Annotated in this window: 1 protein-coding gene and 1 pseudogene; both read left to right on the top strand. The window is 72.9% G+C overall.

The genetic code is table 11. The features are described from left to right. Positions 1-91: 91 nt before the first annotated feature. Positions 92-412, top strand: a pseudogene (locus tag ABZ646_RS47205) (phenylacetate--CoA ligase); the annotation flags it as partial. Positions 413-455: 43 nt separating this feature from the next. Next, positions 456-953, top strand: coding sequence for a GNAT family N-acetyltransferase (locus tag ABZ646_RS47200; protein ID WP_360534105.1), 498 nt, complete (start codon positions 456-458; stop codon positions 951-953). Positions 954-1041: the final 88 nt, after the last annotated feature.

Here is a 1041-nt window from a genome sequence, read left to right as displayed (position 1 = left end):
ATTTCCGGCCAACTTCCTGACGCGGTCCTGACAGACGACGTTTTCTGCTGCCACTCTTCCCACGGCCGACTCACAGCAACCCCACAGAGTCGGCCGCTGCGACGACATGATCATCCTGCGCGGGGTCAACGTCTTCCCGAGCCAGGTCGAGGAGATCGTGCTGCGCACGCCGGGGGTGGCCCCGCACTTCCAGATCCAGCTCGGCCGGCGCGGCCGGATGGATCACATGACCGTCCGGGTGGAGGCACGGCCCGATGCCGCCCCCGCCGACCGCGCGGCCGCCGCGGGAGCGATCGCCCAGGGCGTCAAGGACGGCGTCGGGGTCACCGTGGAGGTCGTCGTCGTGGACCCGGAGACCCTGGAGCGGTCGCTCGGCAAGCTCCGCCGCGTCAAGGACCTGCGCACGCCCTGAATCCACTGGCGGGCGGCCGGCCGGTGTGCCTACCGTCCTCCCCATGCCCGAGTTGCAGCTGCTCCGCCCGGACCACGCCCCGGCACTCCTCGCCTTCGAGCGGGAAAACCGCGCCTACTTCGCGGCGACGGTCCCGGATCGCGGCGACAGGTTCTTCGCCCGGTTCGACGAGGTCCTCCGCGAGCGGCTGGCCGAACAGGACGCCGGGGTCTGCTACTTCCATGTGCTGGTCGACGCGGCCGGGGCGGTGCTGGGGCGGGTCAACCTGGTGGACGTGGCGGACGGCTCGGCCGATCTGGGGTACCGGATCGCGGAGCACGCGGCCGGGCGGGGGCTCGCGACCTCGGCGGTGCGGGAGATCTGCCGGCGCGCCGCCGACAGCTACGGACTGACCGTCCTGCGCGCCGCCACGACGCCGGACAACGCGGCGTCCCGGGCCGTACTGGCCCGGACCGGGTTCGCGCTCACCGGCGAGACCCGGCTCTCGGGCCGCCCCGGCCTGACCTACCTGCGCCGGCTGGAGGGCGACGAGCACACATGACGAACACGCTCCCCCGCGCTGCCGCGCCGCGCCCGCGCTGCGGAAGATCTGGAAGCGCCCCGTGATCCCGGAGGTACCCGAGTGATCC

The sequence above is a fragment of the Streptomyces sp. NPDC007162 genome, assembly GCF_040634175.1.
Taxonomy (GTDB): domain Bacteria; phylum Actinomycetota; class Actinomycetes; order Streptomycetales; family Streptomycetaceae; genus Streptomyces.
The sequence above is the reverse complement of the archived record's forward strand: the minus strand, read 5'-3'. Positions and strand labels throughout refer to the sequence as shown.